This is a genomic window from Roseibium sp. AWQ4_254, assembly GCF_056161025.1.
The window spans coordinates 21,659-45,862 of sequence record NZ_JBSWYH010000034.1; the positions used below are offsets into that span (position 1 = coordinate 21,659).

Sequence of the window (24,204 nt, forward strand, 5' to 3'; positions counted from 1 at the left end):
CACCGGGTCCGGCCCCTTCGTGCACGTGCAAGGCGCCAAGGACTGCGAGACATAAGGGCAAGACGCAATGCGGGATGGCAAGGCCAACCAGGTTTCAGCCGGATCAACACTCAACATATTGGCTTGGCTGATGTTTTGCGCAATCCTCGCGCTGGCGTCCCCTACTGCAGCTGCCGCTGCAAAGGCCGAGCTCAAGGTTATCGACAGCACGGACTATCCTTGGCACTCCATCGGCCGGGTGAACCGGGCCGGGTATAAATCCGTCTCCAGCTGCACGGGTACTCTGATTGCCCCCAACAAGGTGCTCACCGCCGCCCATTGCATCGTCTCGTCCAAGACAAAAAAGAAACTGCCCGCCGAGGAGGTCCTTTTCATTGCCGGGGTCCGGCGGGATGAATATGCCGCCCGCCTGGAAGCGCAATGCCTGCTCACCCTTGACAGCTATATTCCCCGCCGGCGGCCGAAAATCAGTGAATTGCGCTCTGACATCGGCCTGATAATCCTGAAGGAACCGAGCACGCTGTTTCCCCTGCCTGCGCTGACGCCCGAAGAATCAAAACGCGTACCCTCCACCAGCCGCTTTCTGTCCGTTGGCTACCGGCGCAGCCGGCCCTATCTGCCAACCGTCGTGTCCTCCTGTTCCGTTCTCGGCAGCCAATCCGATGTCTGGATCACCGATTGCAATACGGAAACCGGAGCCTCCGGCGGCCCGCTCATGGTCAACACGATCTTCGGCCCCCGGGTGGCCGCCGTCATGTCTGCCAAGATCAATGACGAACGCTCGGTTGTCGTTCCGTTTTCCGAATGGCAGGACTTGATCAAGACCGCCTCTTGCGATCAGGCGGCAGAAACCACCGCACCAGACCTGCCAAAGCCTGCCGGGCTCCCACGGCAGAAACCGGAAAAGTAGTCCTTCAGAAAAAAGCACTGCTCGCAAGCGCAAATCCCGCTATGGTAGAGGTCCATCTTCCGACAGGGCATGCGCTGCTTGAGACGCATGGCGATGCCGTGACAATTCTTTTCAGCGGCCAGACAACAAGTGACCCCAGTGCCCCATGAACCAAGCTGCGATCTCCGTGACATCTGCTGATCCCCGCCCTGTTGCGACCGACAAGCTGGCCTTTGTCGCCAGCGACACGGAAGAGGCTCAAAGCGCGCTCCTCGCCCTGTCCGCCCGCTATGGCAACGTGGCAGCAGAATCCGCCGACGTGATCGTGGCCCTGGGCGGGGATGGCCTGATGCTGCAGACCCTGCACGAGCATATGGCTGGGGGCACGCCGATCTATGGCATGAACCGGGGTTCGGTCGGCTTTCTCATGAACGAATACCGGGAAGACGACCTGCCCGAACGGCTTGCCAAAGCCGACACCACCACCATCCGGCCACTTAAGATGACTGCGCTGGATGAAAGCGGCACCCGTCACACGGCGCTGGCCATCAACGAGGTTTCTCTTTTGCGCCAGACCTCCCAGGCCGCGCAGCTCATGGTGTCCGTCGACGGCAAGACCAGGCTGGACGAGCTTGTCTGCGACGGCATCATCGTGGCGACACCGGCCGGCAGCACCGCCTATAACCTGTCCGCCCACGGCCCGATACTGCCGATCACCGCCCAGCTTCTGGCGCTGACGCCCATCAGTGCCTTCCGGCCCCGGCGCTGGCGCGGCGCCCTGCTGCCCAACCACGCGACTGTTGATATCGACATTCTGGCCTCCTACAAACGCCCGGTCAGCGCTTCTGCAGACCACAAGGAAATCCGCAATGTCACCCGGGTCTCCGTCTGCGAAGCGCAGGACATCCAGGGGGTGATCATGTTCGATGCCGATCATGACTGGGATGAGCGTATCCTGAGCGAGATGTTCCGGTACTGACTGCCTCGGGCCCTGCGCCGCGAGGCAAAGATCCGGTGAAGAGCGGCAATGGCAACAGCCTGTTAAGGCTGTACCATCATACTGTCCGCAACACCCTTTAAGGTCTGCTGCCCACGGAGACAAAACCACCCATGGCCGAAACCGTTCAGGATCCGGAACAGGAATACGAAGTCTTGACCCCGCCTGACGATCTGCGCAGGAAAGTCCGTGTTCTCACGCCCCGGGAAGCCAAGAAGTTCGATCCAGTCAAGGCGGCGGAAGCGGCCCTGGAACGCCTTTCAAGCCATTTCGGCAACTGGATGGATAACGAAACCAAGGACTTATTGAGTGCCTGGGACTGTCTCCAGAGCGAGGGCCTTTCTGAAGACACACTGGCGCCCCTGTTCCAGGCAGCCCACAATATCAAGGGCCAGGCCCTGACGCTTGGCTTTCCGCTGGTCGGCCAGGTCGCCGCAGGGTTCTGCCATCTGATCGAAACCGTTCCTTCTGCCGACAAACTGCCGCTGGAACTGGCCGAACGCTATGTGGAAGCCATCCGGGCCATGGTCATGGAAGGCGCCAAGGATGACGGCAACAAGACCGGTGTGGAGCTTCTTGAAAGTCTTGAAAGCGTTTCGGAAGACTATTTGAAACAGTTTCCGCCACCATCTGACGACGACGCCTGACGGCAGCACCTGCCGCATCGCGCTGCGCAAAGCGCCTTGCCGAAGGATCTGCTTTCCAGCATCAAATGGTGCAGACTGATCGCACGAGGCTCTAAGCAGCTTTGGTGACCTGCAAGGTTCCGTTTTTCACCAAGAGGCGCGCCTCCAGCCGGGCCACCTCTATGGCGAAGCGGCGAAGGAAGGCCGCGACATCCTCATCGGCCCCAAGCGCACCATCCTGCATCTCTTCCAGGAGGGTCTCGGTCAGAAGCCGGGCTTCATCCAATGCCAGATCATAGGTAAAATCCGCATCAGCCTGACGGGCAATATCGATTGCCAGAAGGAACGCCTGATGTGCGCGCAACGGCAGTCCAGCCTTGCGCAGGATGGCCTGAAGCGCGGAGCGGCGCACAGTCATGAGCAATTTGCACAAGCGCGGCAGCGGCACCTGACCCAGATTGGCAAGCGCAGCAGCAAAGAACCGCAATCGCCCGCAGCAGACAGAGCGCAGCAGCAAGCGGGTGTTCAACTTGCCCCGGGCGCGCAGATGTTCAACAAACTCCGGCAGCTCGGCTTCGCTGGCCTCAAGCGCCAGACGCAGAACCACCTTGTCCTCCGCATCACTCAGGAAAGTATGGCGCTGGTTTTCCGGCACCCGTTCCAGAACCAGCGGATGGTCGTCCAGGCTTTCCGCCAACCGCATCAAGAGTTCATAGCGGTTGGACAGCGGCAGATCGCGGGTCTTGAGCAACTGGTCGCAAATGTCCGGGCGGTCTTCGAACCGTTGTGCAAGCCGCAAAAGAGAGGATTGCAGCACCTGCGCCGAGCCATTGGCCAGCAAGGCGCGGCAGGCACTTTCGCTGCCGACCTCGCACAGAGCGGCACTGACCGAAGCCGGGAGATCGGCCCGTCCGGCGATTGCCGCTTGAACCGCATCATTGCCTTGCGCCAGAAGGTCGACCAGTTCCGCTTCGCTCAAAATCGGGGATGATGACAGGACCGGCACGGCGACCTCGTCGACATCACTCGCCAGACAGCGGACCACATGTCCGGGCGCATAGGCGCTTTTGGCCAAAACCCTGGCAATCGCCTTTCGCACGCCCCGGCTGGGATCGTCCAGAAGAACCGTCAACGCCGCAGCCATGGTCACCCTTTCCTCACTGCCGTCTTCGGCGGCCAGGCATCTTTCTGCGATTTCCTTCGCGGAAAGAATATCCTGCTCCCGATCATCGTCGTGGGTCACATGCAAAAGGTCGTGTCCGGTCATGGCGGCAATCTGTCTGTTTCAAGAAACTGAAACCAGTCTGACAGCAAAGACTTAACGATCGGTTCACTATAATTTTGCCGATACCCGTTTATAAAAGTGATCAGGCTGGCGGCAGGAGATCCTTCTGCTCTTCCTCTGCCTTCAGCCGCAAAAACCGTGTCAGATCGAGCGGACCGCCCTGATCTGCAAGAGCCAGCTCCTGTGCCGCCACCTGGTTGGACGCGCCGAACAAGGTGCCAAACAGGGCTGCCTCTTCCACCGCTGCAAAGGCAGAGGCAAAGCGCGGATTCATACCGGCATCCGAGGACCCTTGATCATTTCGGAACAAGGCTTCGAACGGGTTGGCAGTTTCTGCAGCCTGAAATGCTGACACAACCCGGGACGCGGCCCTCGGCGTGTCGGGAGCAGTGCCATTGATGGCCGCTTCACGCGGATCCTGCGGTTCAGGCTGGTTTGCAGCCGCCACGGTCACCGGCGCCGGCTCACCAGGCCCGGCTGCCTCCGTGCTCTGATCCGGGCGTCTTTGCGGCAGGGGCACGCTGGTTTCCGCCAGCGCAATCTCATTTACCCCTGGCAAACCGGACGCAGCCGCGGCAATCTGGCCCGGAGACAGAGGCTTGGAGCGCATGGCAAAGGCTGCCGCAGGATCGCCTGCCAGATGATCGAACTCTTCCTGATCAATACCCTGAATGGCATGAAGCGGCTTAGAAGACGGCAAGGCCGCCACGTTGAGAAGTTCGCCCGAACTGCGCAGATCCTTGCTGTTTCCGGCAGAGGCTATTCTCAACACCGCATCATGCTTTGAAACGATGACCTCATAGACCTCCTGCATGGACCGGGCCTTGCCGTTTCTTTCATAAAAGATCGGCTTGTTGGCCCGCGCCTGGGCAGAAAACATCTTGTCGGCACGCATATCGGGATTGGCATTGGTGGCATCGATCAGACGGCTGGCGCCATGTGCCCCAAGGAAGTGGGCCATGTAAAGCTCACCATCGGTCGGCTCCCGGCCGATCCTGCGCTCCAGGTAGTTGGCGTTTTTCTGGGTCAAGGCGCCCGCCATCATGGACGAGATTTCCGGATCCTTGCGCAGATCCAGGATCTCCTGCCGCATCTGGGCGTCCTTGACGTAGAATTTGCCGCTCTTGCTGCGCTGAATCTGGTCGGAATATTTCTCAAGCCCGTGCCGGGGCCCCGCCTCTTTCATTGTCTCCAGCCAGGTGGATTCAATGAACTGGAACAATCCCGTCGCACTCGACGTCTTGGCCTTTGCCGCCGGATTGAAGGAAGATTCCCGGGCAGCCGTTTTCACCAGGTAGTCAAAAGACGTTCCTGTTGAGTTACTCGCTGACTGAAATGCAAGCTCGATCCGAGACGCGATCGAGGGTGTGTCGGCAACACGCATGCCCCTATCTCCTCGACGGAACTGGTTATCACTTGGTTAATTTCGCGCTTTAATAGTTAACAAATCCTTAACAGCCCACAGCCGACGCCATTTGGAGGGCCCTGGGCACCGATTTAATCTTCCTTGCCCGAATTCTTGACAAGGGCCAAAGCGGAAAAAGTGGAAATCCCAAAGGTTCCGGGACTTTTCTTGGGAAAAATCAATCTGAAAAACCGAGACCGAAACACACAAAAATCCTGTCAAGTCGCCTGAAGGCCGAAACGGGCTCAGGGGAGCCCGCCCGGTGGCCGGTCCCCCGGAAGGCGCAACGCGTCAGACTTCAGGCCGCTTCATCTGAAACACTTCGCTCACTGCCGCATAATCCATATAGCCGAGACGGGACAGAGGTTTGAAGCGGGTCACATCGACCATGCCGTCCACCAGAATGCTGTCATCAATGTGAATGCCGACAACCTGGCCGAACACGACCCAGGACTGGGTCTGCGCACCGCCTAAATCCGCAAGCCGCATGGTTTGCAGATGTTTGCATTCCAGCGCCGTCACCGCCCTGGCAACACGCGGCACATTCACCAGCCGGCCCGGCGCCATCTCAAGCCCGGACAATTCGAACTCGCTCGTCTCATGGGGGACGGCCGCCGAGGAGACATTCATCTCCTCCTTGAGATCAAAGCTCGCCATGTTACAGACGAATTCCCCAGTCGCCTCCACATTGGACACGCTGTCCTTGTAACCGGAGGAGGCAAACATGACGATCGGCGGCCGGTCACCGACCGCATTGAAGAAACTGTAAGGAGCAAGGTTGGGACGGCCTTGCGCATCAACCGAGGAAATCCAGCCGATGGGCCGCGGGGTCACGATGGCCTTGAACGGATTGTGGGACAGTCCGTGATCATTGGCGTCAGTGTCATAGAACATGTCAGCGCGGCTCCCCGAAGATGCTCACAAGATCCGCCAGATCGGGTCTGGGCCGCTCCACCGGCGCCTGGCTCGGGGTCCCGATATGGACAAAGCCGGCAAAGCGCTCACCGTCTTCCGCCCCAAGAAAGGCCGCCGCCTCCGTGTCGAAGGCGTACCATTCAGTCAGCCATTGGGAGGCAAATCCGCTTGCGGCCGCCGCCGTAACCAGGTTCATACAGACCGCTCCGGCGGACAGTTCCTGCTCCCAGAGCGGGATCTTGGCATGGTCAGCCGCAGTGCTCACAACCCCGATGACCAACGGGGCTCGCGTGAACCGGGTCAGCTCTTTGTGCCTCTGATCGCTGTCAAGCGGCCCGTTCCTGTCTTCATAGAGCGCGGCAAGCTTTTCGCCAATCGCCTCTCCCTGCTCTTGCGGGTAAAGGACAAACCGCCAGGGGGCCAGCTTGCCGTGATCGGGCACCCGGGCCGCAATCGTCAGGATCTCGTCCACCTGATCCTTGTCCGGCCCGGGGCCAGTCATGGTAACAGACGGATGCGAACGCCGTTTTTGCAGGAACGCAAGCGTTTCCTGCGACCGGGGGCTGAAATTTGACATGAATATTCACTCTTGCATGCGGGGCTTTTGTCTCAAAGGACCTAATTGATTGCCCTGAATTGTCAACGGCGGAGGGCCGGTTCCTTCTTTCTCGGCCAGTAGAACCGGAAAAGTTGTCTTGAATTTGCCCGATTTTCAGGTCCATACAGGAACGGGCTTTTCCGTTTCGCCCCACCGCAAACATACCGGTTTTGCGAAGAAACGGGGCACCGGACTGCCGGGTTGCATTTGCTGGTGGCAAAGCGCGACACGCTTGTATCGCCCGCTACCGATTTGGTGTAAAAGACGGGTCGCCGCGACTTCTGGCGGCCAGATAGACAATGAAGTGGGCATGTTGGAAGCAGGATCGATTACCAACGGCAAGAGAACTCTTAGCCTTTTGAAGCGTCTTACAGCTGTTCTTGGTGTTGCTGCGCCGTTGCTCTTCACGCAGACCTTTGCAGCGCAGGCCGACACGGAACAGGCTGCAACCGTTGAAGCGCCCATGCCACCGCCCTCCAAGCCGCATCCTGACGCACCGGCCAATCCGGACGAGATCCTCAATCTGCTGGACCGGGAGCCCGAGCCGCTTTTTGCCGACACTCCCCTTCCCTACGCTCCGGCCCATTCGGCCATGACCGGCGTGAGCGAAGGTCTGGACCAGGGCGCGCTCTATCTTATGGCCAAACTGACACCAGACAGCGCTCCGCTGAATGACGGTCTGGTCTGGCGCATCTATTCGGAAACCCCGAATGCCAATGGACGCCTGGATCTGGTCGCCACGTCCAAAGGTGGCGACGCGGAATTCCGCCTGGACCCGGGGGCCTATCTGATCCACACATCTTACGGTTATGCCCAGGCCACCAACCGGATTGTCATCGGCAAGGAAGTCCAGTCGAAAATGCTCACCTTGAATGCGGGCGGCATCAAGTTCGGCGCCACGCTTCAGGATGGCCAGAGCATCGACAGCAAGCTGGTGACCTTCGATGTCTATGACCGTACGTTCAACGAACGCGGCGAACGGCACAAAATCATTGGCGGTCTCAAGCCCGGTGCCATCGTGCGTCTGGGCGCGGACACCTATCACATTGTCAGCCACTACGGGGATGTGAACGCAGTCATCCGCGCCGATGTTCAGGTGCTTCCCGGCAAGCTGACCGAGGCCACAATCCTGCACAAGGCCGCGGACATCACCTTGAAACTTGTCAACGAACGGGGCGGTGAAGCGATTGCAAACACCACCTGGTCGGTGTTGAGCGCCGGAGGTCACGTGGTGGTCGAAGCCACAGGCGCCTTCCCGGATTTTGTTCTGGCTGCCGGGGAATACGAGGCTTTGGCGCGCAACAACGGGCGCACGTATCTGTACACATTCGAGGTGGTGCCCGGTCAGGACCGGGAAGTGGAAGTCGTGACCGCTACGAGTGAATTGGCAACCCAGGAAACAGCCGCCACCGACTGATCCATCAAAGAGCTGGACGCCACCACGCCGTTGCATTCTGGCAAAGACAAAGAACGCCCGAATTACGCTATGTAGAAGGTCAGCTCCGCCGTGCGAGCAAGCGCTTGGCCGGTTCGGCCGGGGCCATTTCCATGACCCGCGTTTGCAGAAAATCCATGATTTCCTTCTGATCCTTGAAACCGGAGAGGGTTTCAAAGGGGATCGCCTGCCCGGCCCGGGCTGTGATCACGGAGCCCAGAATGCGGCGGAACTCGCGCACAAGCAGCGCCAGCCGCAAGGTCAGGGAATATTTGCTGACCAGATGGAACACCCAGGAATTCTGGCCGTGAAAATAAAGCGGCAGCACCGTCGCCCGGGAGGCCCGGATCATCTTCGCCGTGAAGGTTTTCCAGGGCAGCTCTTCCGCGCGGCCAAAGGGCTTGGCCGCCGTTGCCACGCCGCCGCCCGGAAACACGATGATCGTCGTCCCCTCCTGCAGCAGCTGCAAGGCTTCCTTGCGGGTGCGTATATTGGTTTTCAGCGCGTCCTTGGTTTCCTCAAAATCAACCGGCAGAGAAAAGGGCCGCACTTCGGGCACTTTCAGCAATTCATTGTTGATCAGGATTTTGAAAGGGCGTTTTAGCTGTTCCGCCAGGGCCAGGATCGCCAGACCATCGCCAATGCCATAGGGATGGTTGGCGATCAGCACCAGGGGACCGTCCGGCAGGTTCCTGGGCGGCCACTCCCCGGCTTCAACCGAGACATTCAGATTGATCAGCCCGAGCAGATCGTTCCAGATATAGTCCGACGTGCCCACCATCGTGTGTTTCCACACCTGATAATGGTCCAGCAATTTCTTGCGGCCGGACAGACCCTCAATTGCCCTGATCGTCCACCGCTTGATCGGCGGATGGTCCGGATTGGCATAGCTGAATTCTGCGTGATCCACGGTCGCCATCGTCTCTTCACTGACTTTGGGTAAATGACCACCCCAATACCAGACACGATATTACAAGAATGTGACGGCACATTGCCCTAACGTAAGGACAATGTGCAAGATGTCAGTTTTTCCGCTTACCGGCATCGTTGACGCTTGCTTAAAACGCGTCTCGCTCATCCAGATTGGCAGTGTCTTGTCCTTGGCGATGAAATCTCTGATTTCAGACCACAAAAGGCAAGCCGGTCAAGCTCAATCGGCTTTCAGATCCGGCGGTGTCGCTTCTTCAACGAACCCGGCCACGGCCTCGTCCAGCCCCATCGCAGTCTGGTTCTTGGAGCCCAGGCGGCGCACATTCACCGTGCGTTCTTCCGCTTCGCGCATTCCACAAACGATGATCACCGGAACCTTGGCCAGCGAATGCTCGCGAACCTTGTAGTTGATCTTCTCATTGCGGAAATCCGTTTCCACCTTCAGCCCCTTGGACTTCAAAAGATCAGCCACTTCCTGACCATACGCATCCGCCTCGGAGGTGATGGTGGCCACCACGATCTGGAGCGGTGAGAACCAGAGCGGAAAATGCCCGGCAAAGTTCTCAATGAGAATGCCGAGGAACCGCTCCATCGAACCGCAAATGGCCCGGTGGACCATAACCGGGGTCTTCTTTTCCCCGTCCTTGTCGACATAGAACGCGCCGAACCGTTCCGGGAGGGCGAAATCAACCTGGGTCGTGCCGCATTGCCACTCCCGGCCGATGGCGTCGCGCAGGGTGTATTCGAATTTCGGCCCGTAAAACGCGCCCTCGCCCGGCAAGATGTCCGTTTTGACCCGCCCGCCGGACTCAGCTTCAATCTGCTTGAGCACATCGCCCATGACCGCCTCGGCATGGTCCCACATCTCGTCGGACCCGACCCGTTTTTCCGGCCGGGTGGAGAGTTTGACCACCACCTCGTCAAAGCCGAAATCCTTGTAGACCGACAGGATCAGCTCATTGATCTTCAGGCATTCCTCGGCAAGCTGCTCTTCGGTGCAAAAGACATGGGCATCGTCCTGGGTGAAGCCGCGCACGCGCATCAGACCATGAAGAGCGCCGGAGGGCTCATAGCGGTGCACCATCCCGAATTCGGCAAGGCGCATAGGAAGATCCCGGTAACTTTTAAGACCATGCTTGAAGATCTGAACATGGCCGGGACAGTTCATCGGCTTGAGTGCATAAACCCGGTCGTCTTCCGCCTCCGGGTCAGCACATTGAACGGAGAACATGTTCTCCTTGTACCAGGTCCAGTGGCCGGAAGTCTCCCACAAGGACGTGTGCAGCACCTGCGGTGCGTTCACTTCCTTATAGTCGTCCTTCAGGCGCCGCCGCTTATAGGCAATCAGGTTCTGGAACATGTCCCAGCCCTTTGGGTGCCAGAAGACAACCCCCGGCCCCTCTTCCTGGAAATGGAAAAGGTCCATCTCCCGGCCCAGCTTGCGGTGATCGCGCTTTTCCGCCTCTTCCAGCATATGGAGATAGGCTTTCAGATCTTTTTCATTCTGCCAGGCGGTCGCATAGATGCGGGTTAGCATCTCGTTGTTGGAATCCCCGCGCCAATAGGCGCCGGCCACCTTCATCAGCTTGAAGGCATCACCGATCTGCCTGGTGGAGACCATATGCGGCCCCCGGCACAGGTCGAGCCACTGGCCCTGCTTGTAGATCTTCAGGTCCTGATCTTCCGGGATCGCGTCGACCAGCTCGACCTTGTAGGTTTCGCCTTTTGCGGCAAAATAGGTCTTGGCCTCTTCTCGGCTCCACAATTCCTTAGTGAATTGTGCGCCACGGCCAATGATCTCACGCATCTTCTTCTCGATCGCCGGCAGTTCTTCCGGCGTGAACGGCCAGTCGCCGCCGCTGTCCGGATGGACGCGCTTGAAGTCGTAATAAAAACCGTTCTCGATCACCGGACCAATGGTGACCTGGGTGCCTGGCCACAATTCCTGCACGGCTTCAGCCATCACATGCGCAGCGTCGTGGCGGATAAGCTCCAGAGCGCGCGGATCGTCCCGGGTGACGATCTCAATCTTGTGGCTGGTCTTGATCGGATCGGTGAGATCTTGCAGCTCCCCGTCCAGCGTCATCGCCACGGCCTTTTTGGCCAGCGACTTGGAAATGCCTTCGGCAACGGCAAGGCCGGTGGTGCCAGCCTCGTATTCGCGCACGGAATTGTCGGGGAAAGTCAGTTGAATCATCGTCTGTCTCCTGCTCACTCCTGCAGACAAGGCAGGTAAGCTGTTCATTGGCTATGGACCGCCTGCTGATAGGGTATTCGGCGGGAAACGGCAACCCTTACGCCCTCGTGACCAGCGTATGAAGGGCGGGGCGGCGCCCGCATGCAACAATTGCCGGTCACACCAAAGACGTTTTGCCAAGGAGTCCGTGGGCCGCATCTTTCTTGAGCAATCGGCAGCGCAATTTGCCAAACGACCGCCTATAGCCCTCACCCGGCCCCGGTGGCGGCCTCTCCCTTTGAGGAGACAGGCACAGCACCCGGATAGAATCGTTTTAAGACGCGGCCGCCCTGTCCTTGGCACCCCGGACAAGGGACGCATCCCGCGCGGTCTTTGCAGCAGCTTCCACCCCACCGCGCGTTTCCTGGATCATGGCAAGAGCGTCCTCGCTCTCCTTGGCCATCTCCTTGATAGCAAGATCGGAATAGGCATAGCGCGCAGGAGAGGCTTTCACGGTCCGGTAGATCCGGTAGGCCCGAAAGGCCGCGGACAGATAGGCCCAATGTTTGGCGGCGATCTCGCGCACATATCTTGAATAGAAGGCAAAGACCCCTTCCACCGGAAGGCCGCTGCGCCGGTCTGTCCTGAATTTCAGGCGGAAATAACCACCTTCCAGGGGATGGACACCTTCGTGCTGGACCATCAGCTTGAACCACATCATCAGGAACAGCTTGTTGCCAGGGCGGCCCTTCTTATGCGCGGCGGCCCGGCGCAGCAGTGTTTCGATATGAGCCTCCGAATAATAGCTCTCCCAGGCCTCCCGATAGGCTTCCTCCCATTCCGCATCGCTCATCTTTGGATGATGAGAAACCCGATGGTTGAGATCATATTTGTTGAGGTCCGGGTCCATCCAGGCGCCTTTCGACAGCAAGACCTTGTGGTCCTCGGAACCAGGCAAAGGGGTCAGGTAGAAGAATTCCAGGAGATCGAGGGGCAATTCTGACTTGATGATTTCGACGTCGCGCAGGACCGATTCCTTGGTATCCCCCGGAAAGCCGATAATGTAGCCCGCATAGGTGGTTGCCCCATGCGCCCGCCATTTCTGCAGCATCTCCCGGTACTCGGTGATCTTGTTCTGCCGTTTCTTGGCCGCCAGGAGATTGTCGGGATTGATGTTTTCAAGGCCAATAAACACCCGGTTCACCCCGGCCCGGGTGGCCTTTTCAATGAAATTTTCGATCCGGTGGCACAGCGTATCCACCTGAATGATGAATTTGATGTCGAATTTTTCCCCTTCGCGCAGAGCAATCAGCCGGTCAAAGAGGGGTTCCCATTCCCGATTGCGGGCGAAGTTGTCGTCCGTAATGAAAAACCGGTTGATGCCCTGGCTGTAGTTGTCCCGGATGATCTGCTCCAGATCGTCTGCGGAGCGGAACCGGCTCTTGCGCCCCTGCACATTGATGATTGTGCAGAAAGAACATTGGAACGGACAGCCCCGCCCCAGATCAAAGCTGGAATGCGATCCTGCAGTAAACCGGATATGGTGCGTTGGCAGGATCGGAGTCGGCTCCCCTTCCAGCGACGGCAGATCTGCCATGAAATTGTAGAGTGGTTTCAGGTCATCGGCCCAAGCATCCCGGAAAACCTGGTCAAGCCGGCGGTCTTCCGCTTCTCCGGCAAAATAGCTGACGCCCTCGGCCTGTAGCGCCACCATCTCCTCAGGCATTTGCTCCAGCATGGAGATGCAACCGGACACATGGAACCCGCCCATGGCTGTGGGCAGCCCCTCGCGCAGGAATTGGCGGGCGAGATCTGCTGCTCTGGGAAACTGGTTCGATTGCACCCCGACCAGCGCAATCAGAGCCTTGCCGCCACGCCGCCGGATGTCCCGCGCGATCCTGGCTGGCGGGACACGTTTGTTGGTTTCGTCAAAGGTGTGAAGGTGAACGCGGACATCAGACCCAAGCGCCTTGCGCGCCCGGGCCGCTTCCGCCAGCCCGTTGAGACTGGCCAGGGTGTTCGACGGAATAGCGGATCTGAGCCATTGGATCGGATAGCCGTCATCGTCGTAATGGGTCGGCTTGATCATCACGAAGTGGAATGCGTGCGCGTCCATGTCCCCTCCCCGGCCGTCTGGCTAACGAGGGACCGTCGCACTCAATTTACCTTAGGTCAACCAAAACCCGGAAAAGGGGGCCAAAGCTCTTAACCGGCCTCGTCGAGGCGAAATTTTTCCGGAATGTGCCGGCCTGTCCAGCGGCCATAGCGCCAGGGCCTGTACCAGCGGGCCCCTTCCGGCAGCGTGTCCGGGACCGGGTCAAAACCGGAAGCACCAAACGGGTTGCATCTCAAGATCCGCGCCAGCCCGATCCAGCCGCCCGCCCAAAAACCAAAGGTGCGGATGGCTTGTTCGGTATAGTCCGAGCAGCTCGGCGCATAGCGGCAGCCCCGGCCCATTACCAGAGAGAGGGAATGCCGGTACAGCCAGATCAGGGCGACAGCCCCCCGCCCAGGAAGGGAGAGAGGTTTGTCAGAGGCAGACTTTGACGGGCAGCGGGAACACATGGGGCAACATCAGGTCCGGCGGGCTGAAGAGATCAAGCAGCCGCACCGCCCTCCTTCTCCTTTGCTTTTTCCTTGGCCTCGATCTGCTCCAGGGCGTCGACGACAGCGTCGAAGGTGAGCAGCGTCGATGCATGACGCGCCTTATAATCGCGTACCGGCTCCAGATATTTTAAATCCGCGAACCGTCCCTCCGGCGGGCTGCCGCCCTCTTTCAGCATCGCGCGCATTGTGTCCCGCACCTGCCGCAATTCGTCCGGGCTCGCGCCAATCACGTTGCGGGCCATGACGGAGGAAGACGCCTGTCCCAAAGCGCAGGCCTTCACGTCATGGGCAAAATCGCTCACGACCCCGTCGCGCAGGCTCAGATCCACCTGAACCGTGGACCCGCACAGTTTCGAGTGGGCCTTGGCCGTGGCATCCGGCTGTTCCAGGCGGCCGATCCTTGGAATGTTCCCGGCGAGCTCCAGGATCTTTGCATTATAGATGTCGTCCAGCATTCTCGCCTCTTCGTGAAAGCCTTTGAAGCGCGACACATTGATGGCGCTTTGCGTTCTTATATATAGATCAGACGCCACGGCAAATTCGCAAGGGGTAGAGTGCCGCAGCCGTTATCCGGCCGTTCCAAGGGGCCGGAGACCGGTTCCACTCGCCTCGTAACTGCGCGTTCGCTTTTTGTGTGGAGTATGTTAAGGGTCCCCAGCTTCCGCGCTGGGACTTCTTGATCTGTGCACACACGGGCGCCGTATGACAAGTGATAAGGGTAAATTTGCGAGGTTCCCGATGGATGCTGTCCTGAATCCGGTTGAAAAGAAGTTCGAGAGAAAGTCGCCGGATCAATTAACCAGGCCCAGCCGAGAAGAAGCCGAAGCTGCCGTTCGCACCCTCCTCGCCTGGACCGGAGATGATCCGGACCGGGAAGGTCTGGTTGAGACCCCAAAGCGGGTCGTCAAAGCCTTGAGCCAGCTTTATGGCGGATATTTTGAAGATCCAATCAAACATTTGAAGCGCACTTTTGAAGATGTCGGCGGCTATCAGGATATAGTTCTGGTGCGTGGCATTCCGTTCCATTCCCATTGCGAACATCATATGCTTCCCTTTATCGGCGAAGCGCATGTGGCCTACTATCCGGCAGACGGGGTCGTGGGCCTTTCTAAAATTGCGCGTGTCGTGGATATCTATGCCAAGCGGTTGCAGACCCAGGAAAACTTGACGTCGCAGATCACTTCGGTCATTGACGATACGCTTGCGCCGCGCGGCCTTGCCGTGATGATCGAAGCTGAGCATCAATGCATGACCATGCGCGGCGTACAAAAACCCGGGGTCTCCACGATCACCACCCAGTTCACCGGCGTTTTCCAGGATGATCCGGCCGAGCAGGCCAAATTCATGTCCCTGGTGCGCGGCAAGGGCAACTAACACCACGCCCTTGCCTCCCAACACAAAGGCAAGGGCTCTTTTTTCCATGTGCACTCCCCTTCTTTCCGAACGCGGCGACAAGGCGGCGGTTGAGACCGGCGCTCTGTTGATGCCGAAATATGACCGGGACGGATTGATTGTGGCCGTGGTAACCGATCACGCCACCGGTGAGGTCCTGATGGTCGGTTACATGAATGAGGAAGCCTTGAAACGGACAATCGAGACCGGGGAAGCCTGGTACTGGAGCCGTTCGCGCAAGGGCTTCTGGAAAAAGGGCGAGACTTCCGGACAGGTTCAGACCGTGCATGAAATCCTGACCGATTGCGATCAGGACGCCATTGTCCTGAAAGTTTCGGTGTCCGGAAACGGCGCCACCTGCCATGTGGGCTACCGGTCCTGTTTTTTCCGCAAAGTCGTCAGCACGGACGGCGGCCCCGTCCGTCTGGAAAGGGTCGAAGCGGAAAAAGTCTATGACCCGGTTGAGGTCTACGGACAATAAAGCCCCAAGGGCCGGACCCGGCAGCGCCCCTGCGCGTGAGAAAAATTTCTGAAGTGTCCAAGTCTCAGGTCATGGAGTCTCAGGTCATGGAGATGTAATTTCGCATCTGCTCGGCTTCCAGTTCGACCTGGGCGATCTTGTGTTTCACCACATCGCCGATGGAGATGACCCCGACCAGCTTGTCATCCATCACCACCGGCATGTGACGGAAGCGCCCCTGGGTCATGCGCGCCATGACTTCATTGACACTGTTAGTCTCGCTGCAGGTGACCACCTCCCGCGTCATTACGCTGGAGACAGGCAGTTGCAGGGAAGACGGCCCCTGGGTGCCGATCGCCCGGACAATATCCCGCTCCGACACGATCCCTTCAATGGCTCTGTCGGGTGAACACACCACGACAGCTCCGATCTTGTATTTCGCCAAAGTTTCGCACACATCGCTCAGAACGGTGTCGCTGCGCGCTGTGATCGTCTCGTGGCCCTTCCCATGCAAAATGGCTGCAACGGTCATGTACCAACTCCTCCCATGGCATCATGAAACCCGCATCTGCGGGCAATCCGCATCATGGCATTAAAAGCCGGTGCCGCAAACTCCCCGCCCAACACGTCTTGCATGCGTCTCTGGTATACCAGCGCCTCAGGGCCTGCGCTGAGGCACCGGGTCCAGGAGGGGAAACAGGGCGAGGCCTGCGACAAAGCCGCCGATATGGGCCTGCCAGGCCACACTGGCCGGCTGACCGGCAACCGGCCCGCTCATCAGGCCGAAAAAGAGATTGAGACCAAACCAGACCGCGACAAAGACAAGCACCTGCTGATTGCGGAAACATTCCGCAAGGGGCTGCGCGGGAACCATATACGCCCCCTGATCTGACCGGCGGAACGCACCGAGCGGCCCTCCCAGCTCAAAGACAAAGCGGATGGCGGCTGCCATCTGGCCGGAAATGGCCGCCGACGCGCCGATCATCGGCGTGGTTTCCCCCCAATGGGTGGCCAGATGGGCAAAGGCCCCGCCCACCGAACACAGGGCCGAAAAAACCAGAAACCGGGCCGCCCCGAACCGGCGTGCCACCGCACTTCCGAAAATCGCCATCCAGAGCAGGTTGAAAATAATGTGGGCCGCCCCGCCATGAAGCAGCGAATAGGTCAGGAACGCCCAGAGGCTTGACGCCATTTGAGACAGGGGCAGACTGCCGAAAACCGTGTATTTCACCGGCCAGAAGCCAAACTGGAACAGGATCTGATTGTCCCAAGCCACCGGCAACAGGAAGGTCCTGACAAGGTGAATGGCAATCAGCACGCCGCCCAGCCAGACGATGACATCCGGCAGATTGAGCGCGGGTGGACCGCTTTGCTTGCGGGCCTGCTGTTTTTCGGCCTGCTCACGCCGGCTGCGTTCTTCATCGAATTTATAGACGTTCATGAGCCCTCGGCCTTTTCCCAGCCCCTCCCGGACCGCTCTGGTCCGGCAGACAGTCCCCCTCTTCTAAGCCAGCTATCGGACAAAACAAGGGTGGACAGCCGGAAGACAGCCCGCGTGGACACTTTAAGGAGCAATTCGTAAAAGAACTGGTGAGCCAGGAACGTAAAGACAAGAGAAAGCTGTCTCCCCCCCAACCGAAGAACGCATCATCGGCCCTCTCTGCGGCCGGGATGTCGGTCTGGACACACTCGTCATACTCCAAAAAAAGCGCCGGTATCGTAGCGATACCGGCGCCTTTTGCCCCCCGGTTTCCAGCCGCGTCCCCACACGTCCGTCTCGGGTCCCCTCCGGTGATATCCGGGCTCAAAAGGCAGCACATCAGGCGTTTCAGCCTTTTCTTCTGCTGCCCAGTGGTCTGACGCCCCCGCGCCACCCAAACATCGTGAACAGAATGTTAAGCTGCCAGCCAAGGCGCAACAAAACAAGCCTCACCTTTCGTTAACCCTAACAAACTGCAGAAATTAATCTGCCGGTGACTTCAAGGGGTTGGCACGCCCCCTGCTTTGCTAAGGGCAAAAAGAAGCTGAAACGGATAAACGTCCCGAATTGATACAGCTTCTGTCTTGAGACGGAACAAGGGACGCTTGAAGGCGACGAGGCGAAGCAAGATGAAACATGGTGTAACGCAAACTCTTTATTCTTACTGGGACAACCTGCGCGGTGCCCGCCCGGCCCCCAACCGCAGTGAAGTTGACCCCGGCGAAATCCGGGGTCTCCTGGGCGACACGTTCATTCTGGAGACCAACGGGCCGCAGGATGTCCGCTACCGCCTGGCCGGCACGCGGCTCTGCTCGGCCCATTGCCGGGAACTGAAAGGGCGCAATTTTTTGCGCGGCTGGAGCACCAAAGACCGGGAAGCGCTGGAAAGCCTGATCGCTGCCATTTCCGAAGATGCGGCCGCCGCTGTGATCGGTGTGAACGGCCATACCGAGCGGGGCCAGCTTCTGCCCATGGAAATGCTTCTGGTCCCGTTGAACGTGCCGGGCGAAGGCCGCATCCGGATTCTCGGCTGCTGCACCCCCATGGACAAACCCTATTGGCTAGGGCTCCATCCCATCCTGAACCAGTCCATTACCAGCCTGCGTCTGGTCTGGCCGGACGAGCGGCCCGCATTTGCCGACACAGGCGTAGCGGTTAACCCTGTTCTGCCCCGCTACACTGCGGAAGGCATGGCCATGCCGACCCCGCCGCTGCCCCAGGGGGCGGAACGCAAGGTCGGCCACCTGACCGTCTATAGCGGCGGCAAGGCCTGAACCAGCAGCCTGGACCACCGCTGAAAGTCTCCGTTTTGCTTCACACAAAAGACCCGGGTCCGCCCGGGTCTTTTTTCTTTAGGAGTTTGTTTTCGCGTAATAAATTCATCGGTGTGAAACTTCTTCCGTCAAACAAAGCATCCCGTTTCTGCCGTTCCACTTTGTAGAACGGGCCGGCCATGCTGGCTGTTTCTGTGCCTCAATAAAGTGCAAACTGTTTTTTTGTGGCAGAAAGATCTTTTCTGCACAGCTATTCTTACACATCGTTAACCCCAGCTCCCTAGAGTGGACGCAGATGTTAGGGATTCGGTTTCGGCCAGGGGTGGTGCGAGACACACTGTTTGGATAGAGCAGGCATGGACGCCGGATTGGCAACAGCACCAGAAGGAAGCAAGCCGCTTCAAGTCACGGACCGCCGGAAACACCAGCGTGTTCAGGTGGATATACTGGGCCGCTTCATGCTGGAAGACCGGAGGGAATATCCCTGCCAGGTGATCGACATGTCCCCGGGCGGCATGGCCATGATCACGCCCGTCGAGGGCCGGGTCGGTGAACGTGTGGTTGCTTATCTGGACCACCTCAGCCGTGTGGAAGGCCGCATCTCCCGCGCGATTGACGGCGGCTTTGCGGTGGAGCTTCGCAACACCGCGCGCAAGCGGGACAAAATCGCCAATGTACTGACCTGGCTTGCCAACCGGGATGAGCTGAACCTTCCTGAAGACCGCCGCCACGACCGTTTTGTGCCGAAGAACCCGATGACCCGGATGGTTCTGCCCGACGGGTCGGAACATGTCTGCCGCATTATCGACGTGTCCCTGTCTGGCGCCGCGCTTGCAACCGACATCATCCCGGAAATGGGCGCCCCAATCACGCTCGGCAAGATGCAGGCTCGTGTGATCCGCCGCATCGAAGGAGGGATCGCGGTCGAGTTTGCCGCAGTCCAGAACCGCGAGCTGCTCGAGGCGCATATCTCAGCTCCCTGACATCACGCCTTTCTTTCCCATTCCAGTCAGCCACCAGGACCCCGCCCCTGAGCGGTTAAACGCGGCCATGCCTGAGCCACGCTTCTTCCGGCATCCCCTTCAGAAAGCTGCCAGGAAAGAAAGCAACAGCACCTCTGTCAAAAGACACAATGGCGTCCGGCAACGGGTTTCGGCCTGAGAGCGGGGCCCGCTCCCGCAGTCTTCTCAAGACACCCCATTCCCATTCTTTTTTTGCCTGATCTTGCATTTTTCTTGCCCCTTGAATCCGGCAAAGACCACGTGATTCCCCCCCCCCAAACCACCGAGCGGCCTCTGCGCGGCCACCTGTAAAAGCGCCCCAAACCAACCATTTCAGCAATGATGTCAACACCTTCCAGAGGATCGATAAAATTTTAGGAAAATTCGATTCAAGATTTCCTAAAAAGAGAATTTCATTTTACTAAAATAAAAATCGAATTAGATTAAAGTATAAATAGTTTTTTACTTCGAAGATTTTCAGGAAGTAAAAAGCAATACGTCATCGTAGCCTCAGCCTTGGGGAGGGCGTTACGATGAAACTACTTGAAAAGCTTCTCTTCGCATCAGTTATCGCCATAAGCGGCACTTTCACAGCTGCGTCCGCCTTGGCCGATACCGGCCGGTTCATGGACATGAATAAAGCTGTCAAAGCGCCGATCGGCTACAAGCAATTCTGCCACGACTATGCCTGGGCCTGTCCGCATGACCAGTATCAGCCGGTGGTGGTGAAGTTGAACGAAGACCGCTGGAACCAGTTGATCGCGATCAACGCGGAAGTGAACCGGCGGATCCGTCCGATGACCGACGATGATCTCTTCGGCAAGGTCGAACACTGGACCTACCCGGTCAACGGTTATGGCGATTGCGAAGAATATGTCCTTGAAAAGCAGCGTGTCCTGATGGAAGCAGGCTGGCCGCGCAGCGCCCTTTTGATCACCGTTGCCAAGGATGTTCAAAATTCCGGCCATGCTGTCCTGACGGTCCGCACGGATCTCGGCGACATGATCCTGGACAATCAGATTCAGGCGGTCCTGCCCTGGTACTCCACCCCGTACCGCTACATCAAACGCCAGTCCGCCACCTCTCCCGTCAAGTGGACGGGGATTTCCGACACGCGCGTTACAACTGTCAGCAGCGTGTCCCACTAGGATAGGGATCGGTCCCTTCGGGGGCCGTCAGGACGATCCGGTCGCGTCCCCACCCTCCCCATCCCTACCACGGCCGGATCCAGGGAACCGGTCCTGCCCCCCGCATGGGCCGGTTCCCGACTTTTCCCGAACTGTGAGCTGTTCCGGTGGGCAGCTTTGAAGACCTGCCTTCAAGCCGGGCCACCCTCTGCCAGCCCAGCAGCGTAGCGGTGCCAATTGCGCACATATCCTTCAGCGGACTTGCGGATCGTTTCGGCCGATTCCGGCGGCAGGCTGCGCACAACCTTGCCAGGCACACCAACCACAAGGGAATTGTCCGGAATAGCCTTGCCCTCAGGAATAAGGGCGTTCGCCCCGATGATGCAGTTTGAGCCGATCACCGCCCCATTCAACACCGTCGCCCCCATGCCGATCAGGGAATTCGCCTTGATGGTGCAGCCGTGCAAAATCGCCTTGTGCCCGATGGTGCAATCAGCCCCGATGGTCAGCGGGAACCCCATATCCGTGTGAAAGACGCAGCCATCCTGGACATTTGAACGGGCGCCGATGATCAGGGGCTCATTGTCCCCTCTCAAAACCGCTCCGAACCAGACACTTGCCTCTTCTTCCAACCGGACATCTCCGATCAAAGTGGCAGTCGGAGCGACCCAGAAAGCACCGCTGTCTGGAAAAACGGCCTTGCGGCCTTCAAGCGAAAAAATCGGCATGGAGATCCCTCATGGCAAGGAGACTTGATTCTGCCTTCCATGATGACCCATTCCGTCCGCCCGGTGAAACGCTCGTTTGGTTCTGACAGACGAAAACGGGTGCACTGCCCGCCAAGGCCACCGGCAACGCCCCCTTAATGACCTGAAAACGCTCGTGCCTGTCAGGAATATCCGGCAACAACCAGAGCGACATTCATCACCAGAATGCCGGAACACATGCTCCACATGCCCGCGATCGTGGACGAAGCAACCAGCCAGCCCAGCGGGCGCCCTTCGATCCGGCGCCCCCGGATAGCATTGCGCATGATGATGAACGGCCCGGCAAACACGCACAGGAATATTTCGGCCAGAAACGCCAGAAGGTTTTCTCCTGAAAAGGAAAATTTCGGAGGCTGCTTGGTGACAAGCTGGTAAAGGCTGCCAAGAACGCCTGCGGCAACGAAGCCTGCGCTCGCAATATATCCAACGAGAAGTAGATCGAAGACCACGGCTGTTAACCTCTTATTAACGATCACACTGAGAAAGTGATTAACAATCTTTAAACAGTCCTACGCAAAGACTGTGCCGGATGGGCTAATGGGCAAAAACTTAAGATTCGCGCCAGATTTGCTGTCTTCATGGGTCTCCTTGAACGGAACACATGTCCCGTTTCGGCACAGCGGGTCCCAATTCTGCGCATTTGCGCTGCAGAAGGGGACGCCATGATCCCCCTGTCCCTGCCAACCACCAGTATCAACACCCGCCGGTTCACGATCCTGTCCCTGGCCATGCTGGCATTGGGCGCGGCCCATATCGCCGAGCGCACCAGCCACTGGAACAGCTCCTGGCAGGCCTATGCGGCCGCCAGCCAACGAAACGGTCCTGTTTCGCTGACCGTGGGCCGCACCGCCTTTGAACTGCCGCCAGCTTATCTGTCCACTGAGCGCCAAAGGGCCAAGGTCCTCCAGGACCGTGCCGCCTTCTCAGCAGTAACACTTGCCATGACCTGGCCCAATCTGATGCCTGCGGGGCCCGGCAGCGATGCAGAAGCCACTGGCAAAGCCGCCCTGCCTGTTGTTGTGGAGCTGGAATTCAGCCCCGGGCGGGAAAGCATGCGGGCACGGCTCGACCCGTTTTACCGGCGGCTGGCGCGCAGCGGCGTCTTGAGCGGACCGAACGGACTGAAAATGCTGCGCCTGTCCGGCAAGGGGGCCCGAAACAGGGATCTGATTGTCTATGACCCTGCGCACAATAACGGCTTTATCGCCCGGTGCCGGAAAGACCGGACCAGCAGACAGACACTCTGCCACAGGGCCATCGTTCTGGCATCCGGGCTAGAACTCCGATACCGGTTCGACCAAGCCCTGCTTGCAGAATGGCGGACCATCGACAAGGCGGTCCTGCACAAGATCGCCTCGTTCCGCAAAAGCTGACTGAGCCACAATCCAGCGCACAGCAAAAAGGCGGCCTCGGAAGAAGCCGCCTGACGCGTTTTCAATCTGTCCTTAAGGCTCAGACGTCGTCGAGGTCGATTTCCAGAATGGCCATCTGGAAATTCCAGCTCAGGTCCTCGTCCTCATCGTCGCGGAAAATCACACCGATAAATTCTTCACCGATATAGACTTCAGCGGAATCATCCTTGCGCGGACGTGCGCGCACCTGAAGGCTCTGCAGCTCGAATTTCGAACGCAAGTAAGCTTCGATCTTGCGGATTTCATCAGGGTTCACGGCGCTCTCCTTGTCTATGCCGTCTGCTATTTAGTCGCGCGGACCCTATAAGACCAGCCCCAAATGCCAAAACCCTTTCGGAAGGCTTTCCCCGGCTTCCTCAGTGCCCCTGCAAAAGCCGCAGGAGCGCGCGGTTTGACCGAATAAAGACATATTTGCCGGTCAGGCCTCACTCCTGACCAAGCAACTGGTTCATGCTGCGGGCCGGTTCCGAACACCCGGCTTTGCCGACAATCTTGGCCGGAACCCCGGCAACGGTGGTATTGACTGGAACGTCGGACAGCACAACGGAACCGGCGGCGATGCGTGAGCAATGGCCGATCTCCAGATTACCAAGCACTTTCGCCCCCGCCCCGATCAGAACACCATGGCGGATCTTCGGATGCCGGTCACCGTCTTCCTTGCCGGTGCCGCCAAGCGTGACGCCCTGCAGGATCGACACATCATCCCCGATCACGGCAGTGCCGCCAACAACAATGCCGGTGCCATGGTCAATGAAAATGCCGCGTCCGACCGGAACGGCCGGATGAATATCGATCTGGAACACTTCCGAGGCCCGGCTTTGCAGATAAAGGGCAAAATCCTTGCGCCCTTTGCGCCACAGCCAATGGGCCAGCCGGTGGGTCTGAAGCCCATGAAATCCCTTGAAATAGAGCACCGGCTCCAGGTAACGGAAGCAAGCCGGATCACGATCATAGACGGCCACAATATCAACCCGGAAGATCTTGGCCAGCTCCGGCTCGTCGGCCAGAGCCTCAAGATAGGTCTGCCGGATCAGCGAGGCCGAGACGACATCCCGGCCGAGCCGGTCGCCCAGCCTGTGCAGCACCGCCTCTTCCAGACTGTCGTGGTTGAGAACGGTCTCATAGACAAAGGACGACAGTGCCGGTTCCTGTGTCACCATCTGCTGTGCTTCCTCGCGCAGCTTGGTCCAGACCGGATCATGGGTCGGAACGCGCTCCACACCGGGTTGTGTCTTCGGTGCCGACATGGCCTGTCTCCTTTTCAAGCCGTCAAAACGTTTCCCTAAAATAGGACGACCGCCTTACATTCCCAAATAAAACTTGCTGATATCAGATATGAAGGCCTGTTATGAAAGCTGAAACGTTAATACCAGCCGAAAGTTTTCCCCCATGCCCCAGTCCGGTGACACGGATATGCTCCAGGACAAT

Annotated in this window: 25 protein-coding genes; 10 read left to right on the forward strand and 15 right to left on the reverse strand. The window is 58.6% G+C overall.

Going from position 1 to position 24,204, the window contains the following annotated elements; all coding sequences use genetic code 11:
* Nucleotides 1–130 precede the first annotated feature (130 nt).
* The 3 genes from ACXAIC_RS21195 (at nucleotide 131) to ACXAIC_RS21205 (ending at nucleotide 2,533) form a co-directional block, all read left to right on the forward strand.
* Nucleotides 131–910, forward strand: a complete 780-nt coding sequence (locus ACXAIC_RS21195; RefSeq protein ID WP_475185121.1) for a trypsin-like serine peptidase — start codon at nucleotides 131–133, stop codon at nucleotides 908–910.
* A gap of 145 nt (nucleotides 911–1,055) precedes the next feature.
* Nucleotides 1,056–1,868: an NAD kinase gene (locus ACXAIC_RS21200; RefSeq protein WP_475185127.1), complete on the forward strand. Its 813-nt coding sequence runs from the start codon at nucleotides 1,056–1,058 to the stop codon at nucleotides 1,866–1,868.
* A 131-nt stretch (nucleotides 1,869–1,999) separates the two neighbouring features.
* Nucleotides 2,000–2,533: an Hpt domain-containing protein gene (locus ACXAIC_RS21205; protein WP_475185134.1), complete on the forward strand. Its 534-nt coding sequence runs from the start codon at nucleotides 2,000–2,002 to the stop codon at nucleotides 2,531–2,533.
* A 91-nt stretch (nucleotides 2,534–2,624) separates the two neighbouring features.
* Here the strand turns inward: ACXAIC_RS21205 and ACXAIC_RS21210 are convergent, their stop codons facing one another.
* From ACXAIC_RS21210 to ACXAIC_RS21225, 4 genes are all read right to left on the reverse strand, one after another.
* A complete protein-coding gene (locus ACXAIC_RS21210) occupies nucleotides 2,625–3,779 on the reverse strand; it encodes a DUF2336 domain-containing protein (protein ID WP_475185141.1) in 1,155 nt (384 codons plus the stop codon).
* Nucleotides 3,780–3,879: 100 nt separating this feature from the next.
* On the reverse strand, nucleotides 3,880–5,181 hold the full coding sequence (locus ACXAIC_RS21215; protein ID WP_475185147.1) for a transglycosylase SLT domain-containing protein: 1,302 nt from the start codon (nucleotides 5,179–5,181) through the stop codon (nucleotides 3,880–3,882).
* A 312-nt stretch (nucleotides 5,182–5,493) separates the two neighbouring features.
* A complete protein-coding gene (locus ACXAIC_RS21220) occupies nucleotides 5,494–6,096 on the reverse strand; it encodes a flavin reductase family protein (RefSeq protein ID WP_475185152.1) in 603 nt (200 codons plus the stop codon).
* Nucleotide 6,097: 1 nt separating this feature from the next.
* The gene (locus ACXAIC_RS21225) at nucleotides 6,098–6,694 is read right to left on the reverse strand and encodes a nitroreductase family protein (RefSeq protein ID WP_475185158.1); all 597 of its coding nucleotides are present in this window, start codon (nucleotides 6,692–6,694) and stop codon (nucleotides 6,098–6,100) included.
* Between the two features lie 379 nt (nucleotides 6,695–7,073).
* On the opposite strand from ACXAIC_RS21225, the gene ACXAIC_RS21230 reads away from it, so the two are divergent.
* The gene (locus ACXAIC_RS21230; protein WP_475185162.1) at nucleotides 7,074–8,132 is read left to right on the forward strand and encodes a hypothetical protein; all 1,059 of its coding nucleotides are present in this window, start codon (nucleotides 7,074–7,076) and stop codon (nucleotides 8,130–8,132) included.
* Between the two features lie 79 nt (nucleotides 8,133–8,211).
* On the opposite strand, the gene ACXAIC_RS21235 is transcribed toward ACXAIC_RS21230, so the two are convergent.
* The 5 genes from ACXAIC_RS21235 to ACXAIC_RS21255 all read right to left on the reverse strand — a co-directional run bounded on the left by ACXAIC_RS21235 (nucleotide 8,212) and on the right by ACXAIC_RS21255 (nucleotide 14,318).
* Nucleotides 8,212–9,060: a lysophospholipid acyltransferase family protein gene (locus ACXAIC_RS21235; protein ID WP_475185260.1), complete on the reverse strand. Its 849-nt coding sequence runs from the start codon at nucleotides 9,058–9,060 to the stop codon at nucleotides 8,212–8,214.
* Between the two features lie 240 nt (nucleotides 9,061–9,300).
* Complete coding sequence (gene thrS, locus ACXAIC_RS21240; protein WP_475185165.1) at nucleotides 9,301–11,277, reverse strand: threonine--tRNA ligase; 1,977 nt, start codon at nucleotides 11,275–11,277, stop codon at nucleotides 9,301–9,303.
* Between the two features lie 313 nt (nucleotides 11,278–11,590).
* The gene (locus ACXAIC_RS21245; RefSeq protein WP_475185170.1) at nucleotides 11,591–13,372 is read right to left on the reverse strand and encodes a B12-binding domain-containing radical SAM protein; all 1,782 of its coding nucleotides are present in this window, start codon (nucleotides 13,370–13,372) and stop codon (nucleotides 11,591–11,593) included.
* A gap of 89 nt (nucleotides 13,373–13,461) precedes the next feature.
* Nucleotides 13,462–13,821: a membrane protein insertion efficiency factor YidD gene (gene yidD, locus ACXAIC_RS21250; protein WP_475185173.1), complete on the reverse strand. Its 360-nt coding sequence runs from the start codon at nucleotides 13,819–13,821 to the stop codon at nucleotides 13,462–13,464.
* Between the two features lie 32 nt (nucleotides 13,822–13,853).
* Nucleotides 13,854–14,318 carry an iron-sulfur cluster assembly scaffold protein gene (locus tag ACXAIC_RS21255; RefSeq protein WP_475185178.1) on the reverse strand — a complete coding sequence of 155 codons (465 nt, stop codon included), beginning with the start codon at nucleotides 14,316–14,318 and terminating at the stop codon, nucleotides 13,854–13,856.
* A 283-nt stretch (nucleotides 14,319–14,601) separates the two neighbouring features.
* Between ACXAIC_RS21255 and folE the strand changes: the two genes are divergently transcribed.
* Nucleotides 14,602–15,237, forward strand: a complete 636-nt coding sequence (folE, locus tag ACXAIC_RS21260; protein ID WP_475185183.1) for a GTP cyclohydrolase I FolE — start codon at nucleotides 14,602–14,604, stop codon at nucleotides 15,235–15,237.
* Between the two features lie 46 nt (nucleotides 15,238–15,283).
* Nucleotides 15,284–15,736, forward strand: coding sequence for a phosphoribosyl-AMP cyclohydrolase (gene hisI, locus ACXAIC_RS21265; RefSeq protein ID WP_475185188.1), 453 nt, complete (start codon nucleotides 15,284–15,286; stop codon nucleotides 15,734–15,736).
* A gap of 79 nt (nucleotides 15,737–15,815) precedes the next feature.
* On the opposite strand, the gene ACXAIC_RS21270 is transcribed toward hisI, so the two are convergent.
* The gene (locus ACXAIC_RS21270) at nucleotides 15,816–16,247 is read right to left on the reverse strand and encodes a CBS domain-containing protein (protein WP_475185192.1); all 432 of its coding nucleotides are present in this window, start codon (nucleotides 16,245–16,247) and stop codon (nucleotides 15,816–15,818) included.
* 126 nt (nucleotides 16,248–16,373) lie between these two features.
* Nucleotides 16,374–17,156: a rhomboid family intramembrane serine protease gene (locus ACXAIC_RS21275; RefSeq protein ID WP_475185196.1), complete on the reverse strand. Its 783-nt coding sequence runs from the start codon at nucleotides 17,154–17,156 to the stop codon at nucleotides 16,374–16,376.
* 668 nt (nucleotides 17,157–17,824) lie between these two features.
* Between ACXAIC_RS21275 and ACXAIC_RS21280 the strand changes: the two genes are divergently transcribed.
* The 3 genes from ACXAIC_RS21280 (at nucleotide 17,825) to ACXAIC_RS21290 (ending at nucleotide 20,618) form a co-directional block, all read left to right on the forward strand.
* A complete protein-coding gene (locus ACXAIC_RS21280) occupies nucleotides 17,825–18,469 on the forward strand; it encodes a PAS domain-containing protein (RefSeq protein ID WP_475185199.1) in 645 nt (214 codons plus the stop codon).
* Nucleotides 18,470–18,825: 356 nt separating this feature from the next.
* Nucleotides 18,826–19,452, forward strand: coding sequence for a PilZ domain-containing protein (locus ACXAIC_RS21285; RefSeq protein ID WP_475185204.1), 627 nt, complete (start codon nucleotides 18,826–18,828; stop codon nucleotides 19,450–19,452).
* Nucleotides 19,453–20,003: 551 nt separating this feature from the next.
* Nucleotides 20,004–20,618, forward strand: a complete 615-nt coding sequence (locus ACXAIC_RS21290; RefSeq protein WP_475185206.1) for a transglutaminase-like cysteine peptidase — start codon at nucleotides 20,004–20,006, stop codon at nucleotides 20,616–20,618.
* Between the two features lie 170 nt (nucleotides 20,619–20,788).
* Here the strand turns inward: ACXAIC_RS21290 and ACXAIC_RS21295 are convergent, their stop codons facing one another.
* The gene (locus ACXAIC_RS21295; protein ID WP_475185210.1) at nucleotides 20,789–21,325 is read right to left on the reverse strand and encodes a gamma carbonic anhydrase family protein; all 537 of its coding nucleotides are present in this window, start codon (nucleotides 21,323–21,325) and stop codon (nucleotides 20,789–20,791) included.
* Between the two features lie 161 nt (nucleotides 21,326–21,486).
* Nucleotides 21,487–21,813: a DUF6949 family protein gene (locus ACXAIC_RS21300; RefSeq protein WP_475185215.1), complete on the reverse strand. Its 327-nt coding sequence runs from the start codon at nucleotides 21,811–21,813 to the stop codon at nucleotides 21,487–21,489.
* Between the two features lie 213 nt (nucleotides 21,814–22,026).
* On the opposite strand from ACXAIC_RS21300, the gene ACXAIC_RS21305 reads away from it, so the two are divergent.
* A complete protein-coding gene (locus ACXAIC_RS21305) occupies nucleotides 22,027–22,737 on the forward strand; it encodes a hypothetical protein (RefSeq protein WP_475185219.1) in 711 nt (236 codons plus the stop codon).
* Nucleotides 22,738–22,816: 79 nt separating this feature from the next.
* Here the strand turns inward: ACXAIC_RS21305 and ACXAIC_RS21310 are convergent, their stop codons facing one another.
* Together ACXAIC_RS21310 and cysE are read right to left on the reverse strand one after the other, a co-directional pair.
* Nucleotides 22,817–23,032 carry a DUF3126 family protein gene (locus ACXAIC_RS21310; RefSeq protein WP_475185223.1) on the reverse strand — a complete coding sequence of 72 codons (216 nt, stop codon included), beginning with the start codon at nucleotides 23,030–23,032 and terminating at the stop codon, nucleotides 22,817–22,819.
* A gap of 169 nt (nucleotides 23,033–23,201) precedes the next feature.
* The gene (cysE, locus tag ACXAIC_RS21315) at nucleotides 23,202–24,023 is read right to left on the reverse strand and encodes a serine O-acetyltransferase (RefSeq protein ID WP_475185225.1); all 822 of its coding nucleotides are present in this window, start codon (nucleotides 24,021–24,023) and stop codon (nucleotides 23,202–23,204) included.
* Nucleotides 24,024–24,204 lie beyond the last annotated feature (181 nt).